The sequence below is a fragment of the Clostridium sp. LS genome, assembly GCF_002760435.1.
GTDB lineage: Bacteria > Bacillota > Clostridia > Clostridiales > Clostridiaceae > Clostridium.
This window is the reverse complement of the sequence record NZ_AUUU01000038.1, coordinates 18,212-37,099: the sequence shown is the minus strand read 5'-3', so window position 1 is coordinate 37,099 and position 18,888 is coordinate 18,212. Positions and strand designations below refer to the sequence as shown.

Sequence of the window (18,888 nt, the reverse complement as noted above, 5' to 3'; positions counted from 1 at the left end):
TATATGATATTGATATCTTAAGGAGGATAATCTTATGAGTGAAGAAATACTTGAAAAATCTGAGGGAAGGGTGAGCTATCACGACTCAGTTGAAGAAATGCTTAAAAGAATTAGAGAAGATAAATTATCTAACGTATTTGATAGATACGCACAACAAGAAAAAATCAGATGTAAATTTTGTCTTCAAGGTTTAAGCTGCCAACTATGCTCAAACGGACCATGCAGAATAAGCGAAAAAACTGGTCAGGAAAAAGGTGTGTGCGGTATAGCTGGGGATGCTATGGCTATGAGAAACTTTCTTCTAAAGAACATAATGGGTGCTGGTACTTATAGCCATCATGCTTATGAAGCCTTTAGGACATTAAAAGCTACAGGCGAGGGCAAGACCCCATTTACAATTACTGATGTGGATAAACTTAAGTGGATGTGCGAAAAGTTAGGTGTAGATACAAATCAGGATATTAATCAAATGGCTATTGATTTAGCAGTATTATTAGAGGATCAACAAAAGGTTGATTTAGCTGAAAAAAATGTTATGGTTGAAGCTTTTGCTCCAAGGAAAAGAAAAGATTTATGGAAAAAGCTCGATATATATCCCGCAGGAACAGTTCACGAAGAACAGAACTGCGTAGCCAGCTGTCTCACAAATGTAGATGGAAGCCATGTATCATTAGCTATGAAAGCTCTTAGACTTGGTATCGCTACAATTTACAATACTCAAATAGGACTTGAAATGGTTCAAGATATACTTTTTGGAACACCTAAACCTCATGAAGTTAATATGGATTTAGGAATTATGGATCCTGATTATGTAAATCTTGTATTTAACGGCCACCAACCTTGGCCTGGAGTTGCTACATTATTAAAAGCAAGAACTAAAGAAGTTCAAGATGCCGCTAAAGCAGCTGGAGCTAAAGGGCTTAGAATAGTTGGCTCCATAGAAACAGGTCAAGAGCTTCTTCAAAGGTTTGAAATGGATGAAGTTTTCGTAGGTCATATGGGAAACTGGCTTACTATAGAACCCCTTCTTGCTACCGGTACTGTTGATGTCTTTGCAATGGAAGAAAACTGTTCTCCTCCTGCTATAGATATGTATGCCGAAAAATATCAAGTAACTTTAGTAGCAGTAAGTACAATTATAGATCTTCCTGGAGTAAAACATAAAATACCTTACGAGCCTTCAGAAGTTGATAAAATGGCTGACAAATTAATTGAACTAGGAATAGAAAACTTTAAGAAAAGAAAAGAAAGAGGCATTGAACCATTAGTTCCAGAAAAAACTCAAAAGGCTATTGCTGGTTTTTCAACGGAAGCTGTATTAGGTGCAATTGGTAATAAGCTTGATCCATTAGTGGATGTTATTGCCGCAGGAAAGATAAAAGGGGTTGTTGCCCTTGCTAACTGCTCTACTTTAAGAAACGGCCCTCAAGATTGGGTTACTATAAACCTTACAAAAGAACTTATTAAAAGAGATATATTAGTAGTAAGTGGCGGTTGTGGAAATCATGCACTCGAAGTTGCTGGTCTATGCACACTTGAGGCAGCTAATAGAATTGCAGGTGAAGGTCTAAGAGAAGTGTGTAATATGTTAAAAATCCCTCCAGTATTAAGCTTTGGAACATGTACAGATACTGGAAGAATATCTATGCTTGTTACTGCTCTTGCAGATCATTTAGACGTTGACGTATCTGATCTCCCAATAGCTGTTACAGCTCCTGAATGGATGGAACAAAAAGCAACTATAGATGGAATTTTTGCGCTAGCATATGGTACCTATACTCATTTATCTCCTACGCCTTTCATGACAGGAGCCACTCAGTTAGTGGAACTTCTAACTGAAAAAGCGGAAGATGTAACTGGCGGAAAGATTGCTCTTGGTGATGACCCTGTTGAAGTTGCCCAAAATATTGAAGCACATATACTTGCTAAAAGAAAAGGATTAGGCTTAAGCTAAAATACAAACTTCTCATAAATAATAGTATTCTGCACAAAAATATCTCTAATATTCCTTTATTATCTTAGAGGATATATTAGAGATTTTCTATATTTTATATACTATAAATATAGAATTTTTTGAATTAAACTTTATATGTTCGTAAGAATAAATAATTCAATTTATTTATACACATAATAAAAATTCATTTTCAAAATTTATATCATTCATTGGTTTCCCAAAATAGTATCCTTGAAATACATCACAATTAAGATCTTTTAAACATTCTATCTGTTCCCGCTTTTCAACACCTTCTGCAACAACCTCATAACCAAAGTAGTGACATAATTTTATTATAGTGTTAACCATGACATTACTTCCATCATCAAATACTAAGTTATCAATAAAAGATTTATCAATTTTTACGCAATCAATTGAAAGTTCTTTTAAGTAATTTAAAGATGAATATCCTGTCCCAAAATCATCAAGACTAACTTTAATACCATAACTTTTAATTTTTTCAATATTCTTTATGGCAATGTTGAAATCTTTTATTATTGTTGATTCTGTCACTTCAAACTCTATATACTCAAATGGTATTTTAAATTCCTTAATTATATCTAGAGCTTTTTCACATAATGTTTCATTTATAAGTTGCTCTGCTGATAAATTAATTGCTATTCTGAAATTCCTGTATCCTTTTTTTATCCACTCATTCACCTTTTTGCATACCTCTATAATAACTACTTCTCCAATATTTTTTATAAGCCCTTCATTTTCTGCAAATTCAATGAATTCTGACGGCGGAATGATTGTACTATCGGTTTTAATCCATCTTACAAGAGCCTCTGCACCCAAAAATTTCTCTTCATTTGAAATTTTAGGTTGGTAAAACACTTTAAATTCTCCATTCTTAATTCCTTCTTCTATTTCTTTTTTCTTTACAGCTTTTTCATATACATTTGAATTCATATTCTCATCATAAAAGCTATATCTGTCCTTGCCTTCTCTCTTTGATGCATACATGGCATCATCTGCGTAATTATTTAATATTTCAAAATCATATCTTTTATCAATAGCTACAATACCCAAACTTGCAGTTACATAATCTATTTTATTTCTTTTAATATAAAATGTTTCTTTAAATACATTTAATATTTTATTAATTAATATTTCAGCTTCATATTTATTATTTATAGATTTAATTAAAAATAAAAACTCATCTCCACCTACATGACAAACATAATCTTCAGCAGCAATTATTCTTGTAAATCTCTTTCCAACCTGTTTCAAAAATTTATCACCAGCGCTATGTCCCAAAGTATCGTTAACCGCTTTAAAATTATCAACATCAAGGCTAATTAACACCGCATAGTTATCTTTATCTAATTTAGAAATATCATTAACTAATGTATCATATACATACTTTTTATTTGGCAGCCCAGTAATAGGACTGTAATAAGCGTAATAATTTGCTTCATCATTAATTTTCCTTACTATAAGCATAATTGATATAAATATAAAAATCATTGCAAAGTCAATAATAATCACCGTACTAATAACCATTCTCTTTGCATCCTTATCTTGATTGTTTAAAGTATTTATATACTTATTTGCATAATCTATCAATTGTTTACTTAATGTAATTGTTTCATTATCTAGAGAAATAATTTCTTGTATTTCATTATCCTTAATTGTTTTTGATTTATTAATATCATCAATCATTTGTTTAACTTTATTACTATAAATAATATTTGAACGTATTAATTTATCTAATATGACTTGTTCTTCATTTGTTAGATTGTGAAGCAACTTATAATTATTAATATTATCATCAATGTCTTTTCCATACGCCCTCAATTTATCTGCTATAGACTGGTCATAAGTAACAGAATATACAAGAGAATATATTCTTATATTTAAGACATTTTCATTAATTTTATTAGCATAATTTGAGGCTAAATATCCATCTTCATAGATTTTATTTTCATTTCTCTGACTATAATCAACTATTCTATAAGAAATGACTGTAAATAGCGAAAATATAATTATTGCTACAACCATCAAACTATTAAATATCCTCTGTAGCTTATTCTTTTTTAAAATTTTTTCAATAGAAAGTTTTTCTCTTAATTTACTTCTTAATTTTCTATTCATTAATTTTGGTGCAACTCTCATTAACATTCCTCCGTATGGTAAACTTCTATAAGTCCCTTCATATGTTAAATTCCTTTAATATCAAACTATTTGGGCAATCATTCAATATAACATATACATATGGCATATATGTAAATACTAATTAATATTAACATTAATTGCAATATATAAATAAAAAGATTATAGTACATTATAAAATATAAATATACTTATAATCTTTCTTAATAATGTGATTATTTTAGGATATAATTATTTTTATATGAAATAAAATATTCACTATAAATATGATTTCACTTTGTTAGTTATATTTTGTTCTGGCATAAAACCTGCTAAGTTTTCCATTTGGATGCCATCTTTAAATATGATCATAGTAGGAACAGTTGCTATATTGTACTTTTCAACTATTCGCATATTTTGATCTACATCTATTTTAAAAAAATTAGCCTTACCTCTCATATTATTACTTACTTTATCAAGTACAGGGGCCAACATTTTACAAGGTCCACACCATGTAGCAAAAAAATCAACTACTACTACACCTCTAGTATTTTCAACTTCATAAAAAAACTCCCTATCGTTTATTATCCTAACCATAGTTAACTCCTTAAATTTATTTGATCGCGCCTTATATTATATTAATCATATTTTACCTTTGTCCCAATACATAACTTATATATATTTAAATATATGGAGACTTTGGATAACCTTCTCTATACTTTCCCCTTGTCTGTAATCCTCCAACCCCTTTTATTCCTGTTATTGTATTTTCAATCACATCTGTTATTGATACAACCTTATCTATTCTTGTATAAGCAATCTTTTCACACACAAACACTGGATCCAAACAATGAATTAATACTCTATTTGGACTCGAAGCGAAATTAGCACCTACATCTAGTATCCTTTCATAACAGCTTTGACAGGCTCCTGCAAAAATAACTAATTCATCATAACTTGAATTATAATTTCTTAAGTTCTTGACTGATTCTAAATAGTATTTTGAATTTCTATAGTTATCTAAGCTTAAATAATCTCTGGGCTCCCTTAAAACACTATCGTGACCAGTCAAAACTACTATATCCGGTTTAATCTCCTTTACTAAATCTACAATCACATCTGGCTGATCTTTTTCAGCTATTGCCCTGCCAACTGCATCTAATGATAATTGCTTATATACTTTTAAGCAGGTTTCCATGTACTCACTATCTCCATCCACATGAAGAATCCTTCCTGGCCTTCCAAACATTAACTCATTTTTTGCTTTTATTTTAGGAGACTTCTCAGCTTTATCCCTAAGATCAAATCTTAAGTTCATAGCTTTTTTTATAGCTTCATTTACTCTTGTATTTAAAATCTTATCTTGAGAACCGCTATCTTCCTCAGCCATTTCAAGATCTTCAATACTTGCATCAGCTATTATTCTTATATTGATTCCTTTTAAGATAACATTCTCTTTTCCATCATTATATTTGATATCTATTATCTTAAAAGTAATGTCTTTGTTGTACGATTTTCTAACAACTATATCTCCAATGTCCATAATTATCTCCTGCAATATTATTTCACAATTTATAATATGGTAGAGGCCATTAAAGGTTTCTCAGAATTATATAATTATATTCTTAAAGCTTTAAGTTAGCAAAGAAGCTGCTTAAAAATAATTAAGAATTATTTTTAAGCAGCTCTTTTTATAATTTTATGTGCATCATACCTTATATTCATTTTTAAATTTATCTAAGAAATCTAAATATTTTTCTTGTTCATTTATTATAGATTCTAATTTGCTTGCAAATGTATTTTGTCCCCAATTAACTTCATTATAATAATATCTATTAGCAAGTCTCCAATATCTTTGTGGAAATTGAAGATATGCATATAACACTTTATATTCCGAATCTTTTAACTGAGATACTGAGTTATATGAATCTATAATCGCATTCGCAAATTCTAAATTCCAATCAACTCGCTTTAAAACTTTTATCATAAAGTTACTAATATCAAAAGTTCTAACCTCCCTTTTACAATAATCAAAATCTATAACATGTACATCCATATTCTCACTTAAAATTATATTGTGATAAGTAAAATCGTGATGGCAAAAGCTCTTCTCATTTTCTGCAAACATGCATAACTCATAATAATCCGATTCATTTAAAGTGACTAAGGATTTCTTTCCGATCTCCTTATAGAAGTCCATAGACTTTAAATACAGTATGTCAAAATCACTTTTTATGCTTTTCTTTCTTACCATATCTCTCATTTTATCTAAGGATTTAATTCTTTTTTCTATTAAATGAGACCATCTGCCAAGATCACTTTTAAGTTTAGAGTTCTCTGGTGGATCATAGCCTTTAGATGCTTCATGAAGATTTGCTAAAGTCTTAGCCGCTATCCTTACTTCATCTATGTTATGAAAGTCGCATTCTCTTCCCTCTAGCCATTCAGATAAAGTGTATAAATCTTCATTTACCAATGCATAAGGTTCTCCATTTATGTTTAAATAATATTTATCTAAATTATTAAAACCATTTTTCCTTAAGTGCTCTTTAGCACCATACACAAATAATAATTTTTGAGGCCCATAATTTATTTTCTTTAAACATCTTTCGCCCTTGTCTGTTTTAAGATAATATACGCCTTTATTGGCCTTAATTTTTTCTATCTTAATGTTAAATTGTCTTTCTATTTCGAATTCCCTCATCATACTTCTCACCTCCTGTATATTTATATGAGGATACTATTTCTTTTATTAACATTTTTTATATTCTTTTAATATAATGGATTAGGATGAATACTATGAAAGGGTTTAATAATGAAAATAGGAATAGATGGCAGGGCTGCAAAGTGGTATCAAGGTACTGGAATAGGCACATATACTAATGAGTTGATACGGGGCCTTAACAATATTGATTCTGATAATGACTATTTAATTTTTATGCCTCAATGTGACTCAATAAAAAACTTAAAATCTAATTTTAAAACAGAATTTGTTGCTTCAACACCTTCTAATAGTTTTTGGGACGATATAAATGTTCCAAATATATTAAACAATGCTGATATTGAACTTTATCATGTACCTCAAAATGGAGTTGGCCTTACAGACAATATTACATGTAAAAAAGTTATTACATTACATGATATAATCCCCTTAAGAATGCCTGAAACTGTAAGCGATAGATATCTTAGAATATTTAATAATGAATTACCTAAAATTTTAGAAGCCTGTGATGGTATAATTACTGTTTCCAATTTCTCCAAAGATGATATAGCCAAAGAATTCAATTTTCCTTCTTCGAGTATTTATGTAACACCACTTGCTGCCCAAGATATTTATAAACCAATGAGTAAATGTCAATCTAAAGATTTTATTACAAAAAAATATGGAATTCAGGAAGATTTTATATTGTATGTTGGTGGTTTTAGCCCAAGAAAAAATATATTAGGGTTAATTGAGGCATATTCAAATCTCCCTAATAAATTAAAAGAAACTTTTAAATTAGTTATAACCGGTAAGAAAGGTCCTTCTTATGATAGATATAAGGAAAGAGCTGAGGAATTACATGTATCAAACAATGTTATTTTTACAGACTTTATTCCTATAGAGGATATGCCATTATTTTATAATGCCACAGAAGTTCTAGTTTATCCTTCTTTTTATGAAGGCTTTGGATTACCGCCTATAGAAGCTATGGCATGCGGAACTCCTGTAATTGCTTCTAATGTTACGTCGTTGCCTGAAGTATGTTATGAATCTGCACTTTTTATAGATCCTAATGATATTGAAGCGTTATCTTATGATATAGAAAGAGTATTGAGTAATAGTTTATTAAGGCTAACAATGGTTAAAAAAAGCTTAAATCGCAGTAAAAATTTTTCATGGAATAAGACAGCCCTTGATACAATTCACGCTTATGATGCTATACTAAATTCTAAAAGAAATAAATAGTTGATAGCGGAGCCCGTGCTTGTTTCCCAGGACTCGTTAAATTCCTTCATAGTTTTTAGTACAGAGCATTTATCTCTAATTTTGTTGCTCACTTGCCTTATAACCCGTTTATATGAAAATGATGTCTAATATAAACACTATAATTAAAAATTTATAACTAAAATAGGCCGCCAAATAGGCTGCCTATTATTTTCTTTCCATCAGACCCATGCCAAATTTAGTAACAATGTTTCTTGGAGTAAATCTAACAAATAAAGTCATAATTTTATTCTTTAATCCTACAACAAGAACTCGTTTATTTTTCATTAAAGCTTTGTATCCCATTCTTGCTACATCACTAGGCTTTAATAACTTTCCACTAAAAAGTTTTGTATTTTCAATGTTTGCCCTCTTTGCAAAATTTGTTTCTGTTGCCCCCGGGCAAAGAGCAGTAACTGTTACTCCTGTGCCTTTAAGTTCTTCTCCTATTCCCTCTGAAAAATATAAAACAAAAGCTTTAGTAGCACAGTAGACTGTATTTAATGGAACAGGCTGAAAAGATCCTGTTGATCCAAGATTAAGTATTTTACCATATCCTCTCTCAATCATTCCATCAACATACAATCTAGTCAGCTTTGTTAATGCAACCATATTTAAATACATCATATTTAAAGTCTCTTCCATATTTTTGTCGTGAAAATTTCCATATAACTGTATTCCTGCGTTATTAACTAAAATATCAATTTGTATAAAATTTTGCTTGGTATATTCAAATATTTCTTCAGGCGCTGAAGGCATAGACAAATCTTTTTCAATAGTAAAAATTTTAGTATCTTTTTTATCTCTACAAATAATATTCTTGGCCTTCTCAAGATTTTCTTTATTTTGAGCAACCATAACTAAGTTATATCCTTCACTAGCAAATGTTCTTGAAAGTTCTAAACCAATTCCACTTGATGCGCCTGTGATTAGTACCGTTTTATTCATTTAGTTTCATCCCCCTACATAAGTTTTATGATAATATATTTATATCTCACTTAGGCACTAGTATAAATGACACTTTGCGCAAAACAATTGACATCCTGCGCAAACACAAATAATCTTATAATAAATAATGATTTAGGGTGATATATATGAATAATATAAGGTCAATTTCGGCAACAAAAATGTCGTCATTTCTAAATAATTTTGACTCCTACGGTATTAGCATAGATAACGTTATTAAATACTCAGGTCTCAATCCTTTAATTTTATCTTCACCAGATAACAGGTTATCTGGCAACGAAGCAAAAAAAATTTTTGATGCTGCCGCAAAATTAACTAATGACAATAACCTAGGCCTTCACCAAGGAGAACGTTTATCTAAAGGCTTTTCTAATATTTTAGGGCATATTTTGATGAACTGTTCTACATTAAAGGAATGCTGGCTTAAATATAATAGATATGAAAAAATAGTTGATAATACTAGTATTTCAGATTTAGAAACTATAGATAATTATACTATCCTTAGCAATAATACTATTGATAAATCCTTACAAGATAACAGGCAGTTTTCTGATTTTAAAATTTCTGGAATGCTTTCATACATTAAACTATTATCTAACAAGGATATTAGACTCCACGAGGTTTACTTTACTCATTCTAAACCGGAAGATACTTCTGAATATGAAAGAATCTTTAGGTGCAATGTTTTCTTTAAAAAAGAAGTAAATGCTTTAGTTCTTAATAATGATTTATTAAACATTAAGGTAACTGAACCAAATGAAAAACTACTGTCTCTATTTGAAAGAAATGCTGAAGAAATTCTAAGAACTTTTGATAAAAACGAATATACAGAAAAGGTTACTGAAATAATATTATATGAAATAAGCAAATCTAATTTACCTTCTATAGAGTTTGTCGCGAAAAAATTACTAATAAGTACTCGAAGCTTACAGTTATATTTAAGTAGAGAAAATACTTCTTATGTAAATTTATTAAGGGAAACTCGTAAAAATATAGCTGAAAATCACCTTAAGAATTGTCGTATATCAATAGATGAAATTGCATACATTCTTGGTTTTTCTGAAGCCAGTGCTTTTCATAGAGCTTTTAAAAATTGGACAGGCATAACTCCAATTCAATTTAGGAAATCTTTAATGTAGCTATTCAAGTTTATATATTCTAGAGACATAAATTTTAAATTATTTATACCTTAATATATACACAATATTTACTAGACTTAAGTGTGTATCTAAACAGAGAAATTAGGTACAGGTGTATGAAATAGGCATTTGAAAATGAGCTGCTGAATGTTTTTAAGTAGAGAACCCAAATCTACGATTTGGTGTGAATCACTTACTCAGTGAACATAGTGAGTCGAGTTTCCTCTATTCGTTGTTCCATTTATACTTGTCCAATGAATAATTGGAGCACGTATAAATGGGTGCAACCACCTATTTAAAACATTCCAGCGAAATTTTCATAGTCCTATGGAATACACATGTACCTAATTTCGGTTGGTACACGCTTAAATCTAAGTTAAATATTCGGTATCTACAAGAAACTTATTTTTGTACGCTTTTAAAAATTCATACCTAAAGTCTTCATTATTTAGCTTCATTTCAAGTCTATTTAAATAAACATCATATTCCCACTTCTTCCTTTTGTAATAGTAATCTCTTGAAATAGTATAGAAATCCCTAGGGAATTTAATTAGAATATATAATAATTCTTTTTCTTCTTGCTTTAATGGTGTTATATTCTCATAGCCATTAATACACGCTAACATTTTATCTACATCAAAGGCTACATTCTTGATGCATTTTAAAATAAAATCTCCAATATCCATTATTCGTAAATCAATAGTCATATAATCAAAATCTATTATACTTATTTCATCATTTTTAGTTAGAAAATTGTGATAAGCTAAATCATTATGACAAAGAGAAATTGTGTCTCCACTTTTCCTTAAATTTTCATAATTACTTTTTTTTAACTGCTGTTGTACTTCTTCAATTTCAACTAAGTATTTGTCCACATTTTTATTAAATAATTCATCAAATTCATTTTTATATTTATAACTATTAACTAAATTTTTTATCCAAACTAATTCATCATACGCTTTTTGGAACTTATCGTTAAGTGAAACATCTAAAAAATCTCTATTAAATTTTGTTATTAAGTGTTCTCTTAAGCCTTTAGAAGCTTTATGCATTAAAGCTATATTCTCGGCACAAAGATCTATTTCTACTGGATTGGAAAATGATGCTTCCCTTCCATCCAAAATATCCATAACAATATAAGTCTGGTCATTCCATTTTTTATAACATACATTGTCTTTAAATCTTTTATATGTTATTACATGACTATAATTTTTTTTCACATATTCTAAAGATTCACTTATTAAGTTTACTCTGTCTATTCCATAGTTTACTTTTTTTAAAATTTTATTCCCTTCATCTGTGTATATTACAAATACTTTTCTAAGTGGAATTATATCATTTACCTTTATCTCTAGCTCATTGAATAAATTTAAACTTAAGTCGTAATCACATAAATAATTCTTTTCTGAATACTTAGTTTTATTCATATTTTTCCTCCTGTATAACTAAGCTTTAGGTATAAAAAATAATACTTGCACTAAAACGCCTATATGATAAAACTTTTACTTTCATACTTTAAACTCTTTTTCAATTCTAACAATATTTCTTCAATTGTCTTTTCTTTCTTGTTATCTTTATTTTTTAACTTACATTCACTTAAAGTACTACGTATTTCAAGATTATCGTCCCTTTTTCTATCCCTATATCTTTCCCAAGTTTTTAAAAAATCTTTTGGATAACTGCATAACCCTTTTAAATAATCAAAACTGTTAAAGGATAAATGGGATCCTCGTACAAATATTTTTATCAATTCTTCTTCATCTATATCAAATTCTTTTCTTTGTAATTTTTTTATATAATTATATAAGTCTTCTTCTACTAAATTATATGCCATTCCTTTAATTGTCCCTATTTGAATTTTCCCTTCAATTTTTCTCAAATTATTTTTATCAACCTTACCAATGCAAATTTCTTCTCTATTCATACTGCGTTTTATAACGCCGTAATAGTCATTTTCATAAATATAATTCAAAGCTTTTTTAGCTTTTCTTAGCATTATTTTTCCATTTGATAATATTATTTTTTCTATATCATCGGTACATGGCTTACTGATTATATAGTCATAATGCCTCTGCAATTTTTTTATTTGAACCTTATATGATTCAACTTCTTTACCTATTGTGCTTTTAATTCTATTTAATCCAGCGAAATTACATCCAACTAATATCTTATGAACTTCTACTATTAACTCAATTTGAGAAGTAATATCTCTCTTTTGTATATTTTTATCATAGCTAAAATTTTGTCCAATAATAGTTATTCCCTTTCCGTCTAAGTATTCTGTCATTGATAATTCTTCCATATTAATTTCCTCCATAAAAATAACTATTAATAAACTTTTCTCTGGTCTCGCAATCATCTAAATATCTTTCTAACTTACCTATAAAGAAATCCTCTCCCCATGGCTGTTGCTCCCAATATACCTGCAGCCCTATCTGCCAAAAAGCTTGAGGAAATCTTATAAACTCCCTGATTATAGGGAATTCTTCTGGACTAACTTCCATCTCCTCTCTATAGGCATTTAATATTAAATCTGCTTTTTCTGCTTCCCATTTCCCATCCTTCATAGCTCTTATTAATAGTGAACATAAATCATGTATATGAGAATCTAATATGCAATAATCAAAATCTATAATATTTATATTTTTATTACTGTCTATTAAAATATTATGATGGGCATAATCATGATGACAAAACCCCCTTGTAAAGACTTCCCTCTCCATAATTTTTACATAATTATTTTTTTGAAGACCTAATATACTTTCTCCTGCTCTTTTAATTTCTTTTTCAATATTATCCAAATACAATAAGTCAAAATTAGATTTGTATGCTTTTTGATTTATTCTATTCTTAAAATCAAGTATTTCATTCTTTCTTGTTTCAAACACCTTAATCCAAGAAAACCATCCAATTCTAGGCTTCATCTTCTGTTCTAAAGTAAAACCTTTACTATATTTATGCAATTCTGCAAGCTTGCTAGATACCATAGCTAATTCTAAAGGATTATCAAAATTACTTACCCTAGATGGTATCCATTTTGTTAAATAAACATATTTTCCGTTTATATTTCCATATTCCATTTTTTCTTTATTCATAATAAATTCAGGAATATTTTCAAATCCATTTTTTTGTAGGTGTTTCATTGCAGAAAAAATAAAATAGAAATGAGAGAATTCATATTTAATTTTTTTTAAACAATATCCCTCATCTTTTGTAATAATTTTATAGCTATTCTTCACCTTTTCTATATTATCCACATTTATACTATAATTTTCTTCAACATAGCTTTTAATTTTAAGTATCTCTTCATTATTCTCCATAAAACTTTCCTACCAGCCATTGTTTATTTTTATTATATGTGTATAAATAATTTATTGTGATTTAGATTCACAAAAATTAATATCAAATAATACTTTGTAATATATATGTATTTATTGAGGTGTTCATATGAAAATTGCCATTGATGCTCGTAGCGCTACTTTGCACCAAGGAACTGGAATTGGTACTTACACCAACAATCTTATATCAGAAATTCTTTCTTTAGATTCAAAAGATGACTATACTTTATTTTGCTCTGGAAAATTCAATAGTAATTTTAATAAAAAAAATACCAAAATAGTATATTCTTCTGGTAAACATGGCGGTTTTTATGAGAAATGCTATATACCTAACGCATTAAATAAATTTCATACTGACTTATACCATATTCCCCAAAATGGAATAGGATTTGACTTTGATACAAAAATTCCAACTATAGTTACAATACATGACTTAATCCCATATGTTATGCCTGAAACTGTTGGTAAAGGTTATTTGGAAAGATTTCTAAGGGATATGCCTAATATAATATCTAACTCCTGTGGTATATTGACAGTTTCTGAATATTCAAAGAAAGACATTCTAAAGTTTTTTAGCTTTTATCCTGAAGATAAAATATTTGTAACTCCTCTTGCCGCTAATGATAATTATAAACCTTTGAATAAAGATAACTGTAAATTTTACGTTAATCAAAATTTTGGTGTTAAAGATCCCTATATATTATATATTGGAGGATTTAGTTTACGAAAAAACGTTCTTGGGTTAATTAAGGCTTTTAGTAAAGTTCATAAAGATTTGAATAAGCCTTATAAATTGTTACTTGGAGGTCCTCTTAAAGATGAAGGTGAAAAATTATTTACTTTCGTGAAAGAAAACAACCTTCAAGAAGAAGTTATTTTTTGTGGCTATTTAGAAGACGATATATTACCTGTGCTGTACAGCGGATGTGATGCTTTTGTTTACCCTTCATTTTATGAAGGTTTTGGGTTACCTCCATTAGAAGCAATGAGCTGCAAAGCTCCAGTTATAACTTCTACCTTAACTTCAATTCCTGAGGTAACAGGGGATGCTGCAATACTTATAAACCCTCATAATATAAATGAATTAGAGGAAGCACTTGTAACACTTCTAAATGATGAAAATTTAAAGGCTATACTCAGCGAAAAAGGTTATAAAAGGAGTCTAGAATTTACTTGGAATAAAACTGCTGATAATACATTAAAAGCCTACAAAAACATATCATCACAGTATACGGCATAGAAATGAAATAAAAAAAGAGCTTAGAGGACTATTGCCCCCTAAGCTCTTCTTTTATCTTTATATACTTATCGTAATCATTAATTTCTGGAGTTTTTTCTTCAATATTACTCAAAACCACAAGTGGACTTTGACCGGAAAAATTTTTTACTTGATCCTCAATTTCTTTATTATTATATGTTGATAAATAACTTGAAAAGAATCTCCCAGCCTTCACGTACTTAATAGCTTCATCATTATTGGTTATAACATATGTTATAAATTTTTCAATCAGCTTTTCATTATCACTATTTTGATTTAAGACTAGCAAATTATCTCCTTCACTTGCAAAGAATTTATTTGTCCCACCTTTAATACTTGGTACATTTCCTAAACTCCATTCGCAAGGTACATCCAATGTCATTATTTCTTTCATTCCATTAACAGAAGATATTCTAGCTAAAAATTCTCCTCCGTCTTGAAGATTTAAAATATTATTGTCTTCTAAATTTTTAATCATAGCTTGAACTTGAGATTTTATTTCCTCTACACTTTTATCATTATCACTCATAATCTCCATAGTTAGTAGATCTAACAAATCTTCATAATCTTGCCCCGTTGCATTAATTATATGCACTTTTCCATTACTTTTTGCATATATATCCTTACCAATTCTTATAACATCATCCCAAGTATTCATACTATCTCTTTTATAATTAAAATTCTTAATCATATCTTCCCTAATATAAAAACCCAACGGCCTAGAAGTCAATGGTATACCTATAGAATTATCTCCATACATAACTTGGGAAACTCTATATTTAGAAAAGTTTTTAATGTAATTGTTTAATAATTTATTATCTTTATTATAATACTCATAATCATCCAACTTTAATTTATCAAAATTATATCTATCTATCTGAGCTATATTAGGTAATCTTAATTTGCTACCTTCATCACTTTTATTAGCAATTATTTGATTATAATCCTCTAATTTTTTTACATTAATAAAAGTCTTATCGTTTTGTTTCATAAAGTTGTTTGCACATTCAACTAAATAGTCATAGGAATTTTCATTAACTATGAGCTCTATACTCCCCTTGACTTGTTGCTCTTTATTAGGTTGAAGTAAATTAATGCTTATTATTACTATTACAAAAATAATAGCAAATGTAACGACATATTTAATTTTATTCTTCATATATTATACCTCTACTGAATAGAATTTATCTTTTCATGCACCTCTATTATTTCTACTGCTAAATCTTTAAATGTCATTGTTGTCATTAAATGATCTTCTGCATGCACTAAAAGCAAAGAAAATTCTATTTTATCACTTGCAGCCTCGCCTTGTATTAGATTTGTTTGAGAATTATGTGCATAACCTAATTCCTCATCAGCCTTTATTATTAATTCTTTTGCCTCGTTAAATCTTCCACTTTTAGCTAAAGAAATAGCTTCCATGGAATAACTTCTTGCTTCTCCACTATGCATTATTATATTTAGTATTATCTCTTCCATATTGTTATCCCCTTCTTCTTTATATACATCCCTTTTACCCTTATAATGATTAATTTTACTACTTTTCCTTGTATTTTTAAAGAATAAACTAATATATATTACCATATAAAGAAAAAAACTAGAATTGGCATTGTATTTTACCAACTCTAGTTTTAGATGCATAAAAGAATTTTATTGAGCTTTCTCTTCTAAGACAACTGTTAAATCAACAGTCTTCTTATTTCTTACCACCTCTAAGTTCATGGAATCACCAGCTTTTTTACCTTCTTTTATTGCTTTAAGTTCACTGAACGTTTTAGCTGATTTTCCATCACATTTTACAATGATATCTCCAATTTTAAGTCCGCCCTTTTCAGCAGGTGAATATTCATCAACAGAAGATACATAAATTCCCTCTACTAAATCATATTTCTTAGCTGTAGCACTATCAATTTCTCTTATTTGAATTCCTAAGTTTAAAATAGGTTTTGATAAAGCATCGATTTTATTTTTTACTTCATTTATTGGAATTGCAAATCCTATACCTTCAACACTAGTTTCTCCTATTTGAGATCCTATCTTCATAGAATTTATTCCTATAACCTGCCCCTTGGCATTTACTAATGGACCTCCACTATTACCTGGATTAATAGCAGCATCTGTCTGAATAAAGTCTACACTTTTTCCACTATCGTCCATTGTTCTATTACTTCCACTTATAACTCCTTTTGTAAGTGTTTGAGCAAAATTCTTTGAAAGAGGTGTTCCAATCGCTATAACTTCTGCGCCTGGATATACTTCATCAGAATCTCCAAGTTCTGCTACAGCAGGTACTTTAGTTCCTTCTTTCAATTTAAGCATTGCGACATCCCTATCTTGATCATAATTTACTACAGTTGCACTTACTTCAGTCTTATCACTTAAAGTTACTGTAACTTCTTTAGCACCTGCAATTACATGATAATTAGTTAATATATAACCTTCTTCATTAATTATAAATCCTGAACCCATTCCCTCTTCTTCTCCAGAAGTAAATCCATTACTAGTCGTGCTTTTAGTTGAAACAATAACAACTGCTGGCGCTACTTTGTTAAATGCATCTGCAGCGGACATTGCATCTGGTGTACTTGAAGTAAAAGATTGTGGAATAGTACTTGTTATCTGCTTAGTAACAACAACATTATTTGATTTCATTAATGAATAAGTAATTCCGCTGCCAACTACTCCTCCTATCATAGTAAGAAGTAAAATTCCTGCAACCTTTCCTAGAACGCGTATGCCCCTTCTTTTTCTTTTCTTTGGTTCTACATAATTATTATTATTCTGAAAAGAATTTTCCCAGGAAACTTGCTGATCTTCATTTACTGGTAATGAATCTACATCAATATATTTTTCATTATTATCATTCATATATTTTTCCTCCCAATATATCAATTATTAATTTATTTAACTAGCAATTAAGTCATATCATTTATGTCCATTTAAAGTAGTAAACACTTTGATTTTGGCTACCAGAAGTAACTCTATAATGTAAGTATAAAATTTTTATGTGTCAAACAAATGACAATAATATATAATTAAATATATTTTTCTCATGAAATATAAATCAATTATATTAAATTTTAGAAATCTTATTCAACATATTAATTATTTTAAAAAAATTATTTACTCTTATGACTTCTTAGCTAATTTTTTAGCGTCTTTTATAACACTATTTACACCATTAACAATTGCATCTGGATCTAATACTGAAATTGGAGATCCACTTATCTCTTCCTTGTATACTGTAATACTAGCTGAATTACCTATCTTTGTTATGGGATCATCATCTTTATCTGTTATCAAATACAGAGGCTTATTACCTAGTAATCCATCCACCTGGCTGCTAGATGCGCCCTTATATAAATTCTCCAACTCATTTGAAACAGCCTGCCTATAATTAGTTTTATTCTTAAAGCTATTAAATTCGTCTAACTCATTTTCACTTAAGTGTTCCTTAAAAGTACTATTCTCTATAGTTAATCCCATTTTACTTAATAATGAAGTTAATCCAAAATTAGTACCTATTTCTTCAAACGTACTTCTATAATACTTATCTTTGATCTCCTGATTAAATTGTTTAGTTTGCACCTCTTCTTCTGATATCGGATCAACCAACACAACGCCGGCTACAGAGTCAGAATATAACCTAATAAAATTTGTGGTTACTAAACTGCCGTACTCTTCCCCAACTAAAATATATGGTTCTGGCGCCCCTGCTTTCCTAAGAAGAAGTTTCAAGTCCTTTGCTTGATCCTCTGGAGTTCTAATATCTCCGCCCTCATTAAATCCATATCCTCTCCTATTATAAACGAAGGTTGATATTTTCTTCTCCTCTAATGACTTACAAATCTCATCCCATTCATACATATTGTTTCCAATTGCTCCATCAAAGACTACAGTATAATCTCCACCCGTTTTAATCTTATACTCCATCTTCTTTCCATCTATTCTAGCAAACTTGAATTTTGATTTTAATCTCGAATTATCTACAAAGTTACTTATATTTTGTACTATAAAGCCAACAACTAGTAAAGCTACAAAAAAAATAATAATTTTTTTCAAAACCTTCCCCTTGCTTACTTTATCCTTTTCGACCTTATGTAGCCCATTAGAATGCCATAATAACTTCATTT

Annotated in this window: 16 protein-coding genes; 4 read left to right on the top strand and 12 right to left on the bottom strand. The window is 29.2% G+C overall.

What is annotated here, in order from left to right; genetic code table 11:
- Nucleotides 1-34: 34 nt before the first annotated feature.
- Nucleotides 35-1,954: an anaerobic carbon-monoxide dehydrogenase catalytic subunit gene (gene cooS / locus COL3_RS09445; protein WP_008428886.1), complete on the top strand. Its 1,920-nt coding sequence runs from the start codon at nt 35-37 to the stop codon at nt 1,952-1,954.
- A 165-nt stretch (nt 1,955-2,119) separates the two neighbouring features.
- Here the strand turns inward: cooS and COL3_RS09440 are convergent, their stop codons facing one another.
- The 4 genes from COL3_RS09440 to COL3_RS09425 form a co-directional block, all read right to left on the bottom strand.
- Nucleotides 2,120-4,111 (bottom strand): EAL domain-containing protein, encoded by a 1,992-nt coding sequence (locus tag COL3_RS09440; protein ID WP_008428889.1) that lies wholly within the window; start codon nt 4,109-4,111, stop codon nt 2,120-2,122.
- Nucleotides 4,112-4,366: 255 nt separating this feature from the next.
- Nucleotides 4,367-4,684, bottom strand: coding sequence for a thioredoxin (gene trxA / locus COL3_RS09435; protein ID WP_008428891.1), 318 nt, complete (start codon nt 4,682-4,684; stop codon nt 4,367-4,369).
- An 85-nt stretch (nt 4,685-4,769) separates the two neighbouring features.
- Nucleotides 4,770-5,630: a sporulation peptidase YabG gene (yabG, locus tag COL3_RS09430; RefSeq protein WP_008428894.1), complete on the bottom strand. Its 861-nt coding sequence runs from the start codon at nt 5,628-5,630 to the stop codon at nt 4,770-4,772.
- Nucleotides 5,631-5,795: 165 nt separating this feature from the next.
- Entirely contained in the window at nt 5,796-6,794 is a 999-nt protein-coding gene (locus COL3_RS09425) for a CotS family spore coat protein (protein WP_008428895.1), read from the bottom strand.
- Between the two features lie 108 nt (nt 6,795-6,902).
- On the opposite strand from COL3_RS09425, the gene COL3_RS09420 reads away from it, so the two are divergent.
- Complete coding sequence (locus COL3_RS09420) at nt 6,903-8,036, top strand: glycosyltransferase family 1 protein (protein WP_008428898.1); 1,134 nt, start codon at nt 6,903-6,905, stop codon at nt 8,034-8,036.
- Between the two features lie 186 nt (nt 8,037-8,222).
- Here the strand turns inward: COL3_RS09420 and COL3_RS09415 are convergent, their stop codons facing one another.
- Nucleotides 8,223-9,002 (bottom strand): SDR family oxidoreductase, encoded by a 780-nt coding sequence (locus COL3_RS09415; protein ID WP_008428900.1) that lies wholly within the window; start codon nt 9,000-9,002, stop codon nt 8,223-8,225.
- Between the two features lie 146 nt (nt 9,003-9,148).
- Here COL3_RS09415 and COL3_RS09410 point away from each other — a divergent pair, with 146 nt between their 5' ends.
- Nucleotides 9,149-10,159, top strand: coding sequence for an AraC family transcriptional regulator (locus COL3_RS09410; protein ID WP_008428904.1), 1,011 nt, complete (start codon nt 9,149-9,151; stop codon nt 10,157-10,159).
- Between the two features lie 371 nt (nt 10,160-10,530).
- Here the strand turns inward: COL3_RS09410 and COL3_RS09405 are convergent, their stop codons facing one another.
- From COL3_RS09405 to COL3_RS09395, 3 genes are read right to left on the bottom strand one after another with little or no spacing between them, the layout of a single operon-like run.
- Entirely contained in the window at nt 10,531-11,586 is a 1,056-nt protein-coding gene (locus COL3_RS09405) for a CotS family spore coat protein (protein ID WP_008428906.1), read from the bottom strand.
- 59 nt (nt 11,587-11,645) lie between these two features.
- Complete coding sequence (locus COL3_RS09400; protein ID WP_008428909.1) at nt 11,646-12,461, bottom strand: hypothetical protein; 816 nt, start codon at nt 12,459-12,461, stop codon at nt 11,646-11,648.
- Nucleotide 12,462: 1 nt separating this feature from the next.
- The gene (locus COL3_RS09395) at nt 12,463-13,479 is read right to left on the bottom strand and encodes a CotS family spore coat protein (RefSeq protein WP_008428910.1); all 1,017 of its coding nucleotides are present in this window, start codon (nt 13,477-13,479) and stop codon (nt 12,463-12,465) included.
- Nucleotides 13,480-13,606: 127 nt separating this feature from the next.
- Between COL3_RS09395 and COL3_RS09390 the strand changes: the two genes are divergently transcribed.
- On the top strand, nt 13,607-14,737 hold the full coding sequence (locus tag COL3_RS09390; protein WP_008428912.1) for a glycosyltransferase family 1 protein: 1,131 nt from the start codon (nt 13,607-13,609) through the stop codon (nt 14,735-14,737).
- A gap of 28 nt (nt 14,738-14,765) precedes the next feature.
- On the opposite strand, the gene COL3_RS09385 is transcribed toward COL3_RS09390, so the two are convergent.
- The 4 genes from COL3_RS09385 to COL3_RS09370 form a co-directional block, all read right to left on the bottom strand.
- Entirely contained in the window at nt 14,766-15,914 is a 1,149-nt protein-coding gene (locus tag COL3_RS09385; RefSeq protein ID WP_008428914.1) for an ABC transporter substrate-binding protein, read from the bottom strand.
- 11 nt (nt 15,915-15,925) lie between these two features.
- Nucleotides 15,926-16,234, bottom strand: coding sequence for a PTS lactose/cellobiose transporter subunit IIA (locus tag COL3_RS09380; RefSeq protein WP_008428916.1), 309 nt, complete (start codon nt 16,232-16,234; stop codon nt 15,926-15,928).
- A 171-nt stretch (nt 16,235-16,405) separates the two neighbouring features.
- Nucleotides 16,406-17,623, bottom strand: a complete 1,218-nt coding sequence (locus tag COL3_RS09375) for a trypsin-like peptidase domain-containing protein (protein WP_008428918.1) — start codon at nt 17,621-17,623, stop codon at nt 16,406-16,408.
- Between the two features lie 261 nt (nt 17,624-17,884).
- Complete coding sequence (locus tag COL3_RS09370; protein WP_008428919.1) at nt 17,885-18,886, bottom strand: alpha/beta hydrolase; 1,002 nt, start codon at nt 18,884-18,886, stop codon at nt 17,885-17,887.
- Nucleotides 18,887-18,888 lie beyond the last annotated feature (2 nt).